Annotated in this window: 5 protein-coding genes; 1 reads left to right on the top strand and 4 read right to left on the bottom strand. The window is 68.4% G+C overall.

The window, feature by feature from the left end; all coding sequences use genetic code 11:
- The 4 genes from Q0C59_RS18510 to Q0C59_RS18525 all read right to left on the bottom strand — a co-directional run.
- Window positions 1–617, bottom strand: a 617-nt coding sequence (locus Q0C59_RS18510; protein ID WP_291218320.1) for an ATP-binding protein, incomplete at its 3' end; no start/stop codon positions are given.
- Window positions 618–723: 106 nt separating this feature from the next.
- Complete coding sequence (locus Q0C59_RS18515) at window positions 724–1,995, bottom strand: triacylglycerol lipase (RefSeq protein WP_291218322.1); 1,272 nt, start codon at window positions 1,993–1,995, stop codon at window positions 724–726.
- Window positions 1,996–2,098: 103 nt separating this feature from the next.
- Window positions 2,099–3,304: a pseudouridine synthase gene (locus Q0C59_RS18520; RefSeq protein WP_370870418.1), complete on the bottom strand. Its 1,206-nt coding sequence runs from the start codon at window positions 3,302–3,304 to the stop codon at window positions 2,099–2,101.
- Between the two features lie 98 nt (window positions 3,305–3,402).
- Window positions 3,403–4,137, bottom strand: a complete 735-nt coding sequence (locus Q0C59_RS18525) for a Crp/Fnr family transcriptional regulator (RefSeq protein ID WP_291218325.1) — start codon at window positions 4,135–4,137, stop codon at window positions 3,403–3,405.
- A gap of 170 nt (window positions 4,138–4,307) precedes the next feature.
- Here Q0C59_RS18525 and Q0C59_RS18530 point away from each other — a divergent pair.
- Window positions 4,308–5,161, top strand: an 854-nt coding sequence (locus Q0C59_RS18530; RefSeq protein ID WP_291218327.1) for an AMP-binding protein, incomplete at its 3' end; no start/stop codon positions are given.

Here is a 5,161-nt window from a genome sequence, read left to right on the forward strand (position 1 = left end):
GGCAGGCTGATGTGGTCGGAGTACTTGCCGATGATGGACTTGAGCTTCCAGCGGTCGAGGTAGTCGCCCGCGTCTTCGCGCAGGTGCAGCGTGACGCTGGTGCCGCGCGCGGCGCGCTCGATGGTCTCCACTTCAAAGTCGCCCGTGCCGCCGCTGACCCAGCGCACGCCTTCGACCGCTGGCAGGCCGGCGCGGCGGCTTTCCACCGTGATCTTGTCGGCCACGATGAAGCCCGAGTAGAAGCCCACGCCGAACTGGCCGATGAGCTGCGCGTCCTGCTTCTGGTCGCCACTGAGGTGGCTCATGAAATCCTTGGTGCCGCTCTTGGCAATGGTGCCCAGGTGATCAATGGCCTCCTGGGCGCTCATACCGATGCCGTTGTCGGTGATGGTGATGGTGCGGGCCTCGGTGTCGAAGCCCACGCGCACGTCCAGGTTCGGCGCGTCTTCAAACAAGGCGGCGTTGTTCAGGCCCTCAAACCGCAGCTTGTCGCAGGCATCCGATGCGTTGGACACCAGCTCGCGCAGAAAGATGTCGGGGTTGGAGTACAGCGAATGGGTGACCAGGTGCAGCAGCTGTGCCACTTCGGCCTGGAACGACAGGGTTTGTTTGCTCATGGGATTTCGTTGGAAAAGAAAATGGGGGGAGCTCCCGGGGCGGGAGTGTTCGCGAGGCGGAATTATGGGCGGCAGCGGCGATTTCAAGCCGGGCCGCGCGTTGACCTCAGTCGGCTTCAACCACCACAGGCGCCAGCCACTGCACCAGCTGCTGCGCCACCACCGGGCTGGAGAGCAGTTCCAGGTGCCCGGTGCGGTAGACCGTGCGCTGGCTGTCTTTGGCAAACACCAGCCGGCGCGCAGCCTCGTCGTGCTGGCCCAGGGCGCTGCGCAGCGGCACCAGGCCGTCGCCGGTGAGGCGGTCGGCCATCAGGCCGCGCTGCGGCGCCAGCGTGGCCGCCACGGTGAAGCAGGCCACGCCTTCGGGCAGGGGCAGCGGCACGCGGTGGTCATGCGGGGAGTCGAACCGGCCCCTGCCCTGCCAGTCGTCGTCCAGCACATGGCCATGGCGCAGGTCGGTGATGCCGGCGCTGCGCAACATGCCGAGCTGGGTGAACGGCAAGGTGAAGGGCGAGGCGGAGAGCAACACGTCCACCCCGTGGCCGGCACGCTCCAGCGGAGCGCCGTGGTGCGGCGTGCCCAGAAACACCAGGTGTTTGAGTTGCGCGGGCCAGCGGTGGCCCATCTGGCGACCGTAGAACACGGCGGCGCGCGCCAGCAGGCCACCCATGCTGTGACCGAGCACAGTGATGGATTCAAGGGTCGGCCATTGCGCCACCAGACGTTCAAGCTGGCCAGCGAGTTCGCGGCCGTTGAGGGAGGTGTGCAGGCCGCTGTTGTAGCGCACGTAAACCGGTGTGCAGCCCAGCGCCTGCGCCAGAAACGCGCCGTGGTCGTGACCGGCGCGCAGCCACTGCGTGTCGTTCATGCACAGGCCGTGCAGCATCAGCAGCAGGTGGGGCGACGCACCGGCCAGGCGCTCACGCAACGGCGCTGGCCGCTCCATAGGCAGGGCCAGCCCGGCCAGGCGGAGCTCCATGCGCTGGGCGAGCGGATTGTTCTGCGCCAGCAGGCGGTCCCCCATCACGCCGTTGAGCGCGGCCAGCACGGCTTCGCGCCCGGGCGAGGGCTCGGGGTGGGTGGCGGGGTCGTCCAGCAGCGGCAGCAGGGTCGACAGGGCACCGTCCAGCCCGTGGCCGACCATGGCGGTCACGCCGCGGATGCCCCGGTAAATCTGCCCGGTGAGGCCACCGGTGCGATCGGGCTCGGTGCCGGCCGACATGCCCATCTTGCGGCGCACCGACTGGTGCACACCCTCGGCAATACCGATGACGCCGGTGGTGGCCTGCGTGGCCAGGCGCACCGCCGCCTGCAGGTCACTGGGTCGCAGGTGGCGCAGCAGAGCCTGGCGGGTGGCGGAAGGTTTTGCACGGGTCATGGGGCATTGTGACCCTGGTGTCCCGCCTTTTGCGTGAAAGTGATCGGCTTGCTCGGGTTTCGCACCGCTGTTCCGGCGAGGCCTCAGAGCGAAACCCGCAAGCTCAGAAGCTTTCGTCGGTCCGCAAATACCGCCACTGCCCCACCGGCAGATTCCCCAGCACCACCTGCCCGATGCGCACACGTTTCAGACCCACCACGTGCAGCCCCACCTGCTCGCACATGCGGCGGATCTGGCGCTTCTTGCCCTCCACCAGCACGAAGCGCAGTTGCTCGGGGTTTTGCCACTCCACCTGCGCGGGCTTCAAGGGCTGGTCGTCCAGGCTCAGGCCGTGGCGCAGCCGGGCCAGCTGGTGCGGCGGAAAGATCGCCTGCACGTTCTCGGCGACCACGCCCGCGCCCATCGGGCCGTTGGGCGCGAACTGCACACGCACCAGATATTCCTTTTCCACGCCGCTGCTCTCGCCGATCAACGTGCGCGCCACGCGGCCGTCCTGCGTGAGCACCAGCAGGCCGGTGGAGTCGATGTCGAGCCGGCCCGCCGGCGCCAGGCCGCGCGTGTGTTCGGGCGCGAATCGGCGGCCGTCCGCCGGGTTCTTGGCGTCGCCGCGCCACTGGCTGGGCGCACCGATCAGCGTGGCGGCGGCTTCGTGGCCGTCTTCGGGCTGGCCGCTCACATAGCCCACCGGCTTGTTCAGCAGGATGGTGACCTGCCCGGCCTGCTGGTGGCGCGCCTGCGGCAACACCTCCACCTGCGCGTCGGGCGCCACCGGCATGCCCATCACGGCGGGCTCGCCGTTGACCAGCACCCAGCCGCGCGCGATCCATTCGTCGGCCTCGCGGCGCGAGCACAGGCCGAGGTCGGCCATGCGTTTGTTGAGGCGGATTTCCCCGCGCACATTGCCCACGCGGGCGAGGTCGGGCCGGTGGGGTTGTGGTGGGCGCGGTGCGGCGGACGGGCTGCGCTGCGGGCGATCGGGCGCCGCAAAACGGTCGTCCGCGCGGCGCGGTGCCGGGCGCTCATTCCAGCCGCGGTCGTCGCCGCGTGGTGCAGTCCCGGGGCCTGTGCGCGGGCGGTCGGCGTTGTAGCGCGGGCGCTCGCTGCGATCACCTTCAGGGCCACCGCGCTGGGCACCGTAGGGCTTTGAGGGTTCACGCGGCGGCTTGGGTGCCGAGGCCGACACGCTCTTGGCGCGGGCCGGGCCGGGTGGGCGCACTGGCGCGCGGCGCGGCGCAAAGGGATCGGCGGGTTTTTTGGGTGCTGCGCCCGGCGTGAGCTTGAGCGTGCGGGCGGGTTTGTCGGTTGTCATGGGTCGATCATCCCAGATGGGCCGCCGCGCTGGGCCGCTCCCAAGCAAGGCCAGCCCCCGTGGGAGGCAGCGACCCGCGCAGCGGCGGAGCGTGGGGGTCACGATTCATCCAATTGCCCGGACCTGAGCGCCGCGAGGTCCAGTACCCGCAAACCACCGTATTCCACCCGGATCCAGCCCTTGGCCGCCAGCGTGGTCAGCGCTTCGTTGGTGCGCTGGCGCGACAGGCCCACCAGGTAGGCCAGTTCCTGCTGGGTGATGCGCAGCACGCCACCCACGTTGGGCGAGAGCAGCGGGTGGAACAGCGAGGCGAGGTTGCGCGCCACGCGCAGGTCGGGGCTGTTCAGGCGGTCGATCTCGCGCGCGGCGATGAACTGACCCAGGCGCTCGTTGAGCTGGTGCATCACAAAACGGTTGAAGCCGATCGAGTGGTCAAGCAACCAGTCAAACGTAGCCACTGGCAGGCCGGCCACGCGGCTTTTGCGCAGCGCCTGGATGTTGTAGCGGTACTGCTCGTGCTTGAGCACCGTGCCCTCGCCAAACCAGCCGCCCGGCGCCACGCCGGTGAAGGTGACCACCGGGCCTTGTGAATCGTCGTTGCTCATCTTGAGCAGGCCGTCCACCAGACCAAACCAATAGGTCACCGGTCGGCCGAAGCGGCAGATGGTGTCGCCCGCGTCGGCTTCGCCCACCACCAGCGCATCCACCGCACGCTGGCGCTCGCTCGGCGTGAGTCGTTGCAACCAGGGGATCTCGGCCAGTTCTGCCTCGGTGGGAGCGCGCGCGCGCTCCCGCAGATCGCTGCCGGAGCGGTGGGGGCTGAAGGGGTTCATGTCGGTGTGCCGGGCGCAAACCCGTAGGGGAAAGTCCTAGGAGGGATGACCCGCAATTGTCGTCGTACCGACAACACGACGTCAAACGAAGTCATACGATCCGGTTCATTGAAGAGTGTCCTGTGCGGGACATTCAGATGCCGGCCAACGAGCGGCCCCAGGAGACACACATGCAAACCACGTTCCCCCAGCTGCTGCTGGACCACGCCCAGCGCCGCCCCGACGCGCCGGCGATGCGCGAGAAGGAATACGGCATCTGGCAAACCACGAGCTGGGCCAACATGGCGCGCCTGGTCGAGGCACTGGCCTGCGGCCTGCACCAGGCTGGCTTGAAGCGCGGTGAGCACATGGTGGTGATCGGCGCCAACCGGCCCAGGCTCTACGCCACCATGCTGGCCGCGCAATCGCTCGGCGCCATTCCGATCCCGCTCTACCAGGACGCAGTGGGCGGTGAATGCGTTTTCCCCATCAACAACGCCGACGTGCGTTTCTGTGTGGTGGAAGACCAGGAGCAGGTCGACAAGATGCTGGAAATCCGCGAGCAGTGCCCGCAGCTCTCCAACATCTACTACGACGACCCACGCGGCCTGCGCAACTACGACCAGCCCGGCCTCGCTGGTTTGGAGGAGTTGATCGCCGCGGGCCAGGCACACGCCAAGGTGCACCCGCAATTGTTCCGCGAGCAGGTGGCGGCCTGCCAGCCCGATGACGTGGCGGCGATGTTCTTCACCAGCGGCACCACCGGCAACCCCAAGGGTGTCGTGCACACCCACCACACGCTGATCAACCGCGCCGACGTGGGTGCACGTTTCGACAAACTCAGCCCCGCCGACGAGGTGCTGGCCTACATGCCGCCGGCCTGGATCGGTCAGAACATCTTTTCGTATGCGCAGTGGCTGGTGGCCGGCTACGTGGTGAACTGCCCGGAGTCGGGCGCCACGGTCACCATCGACCTGAAGGAAGTCGGGCCCACCTACTACTTCGCCCCGCCGCGCGTGTTTGAAGGTCTGCTCACCAGCGTGAT

The organism is Hydrogenophaga sp. (genome assembly GCF_022844385.1).
Lineage (GTDB): Bacteria > Pseudomonadota > Gammaproteobacteria > Burkholderiales > Burkholderiaceae_C > Hydrogenophaga.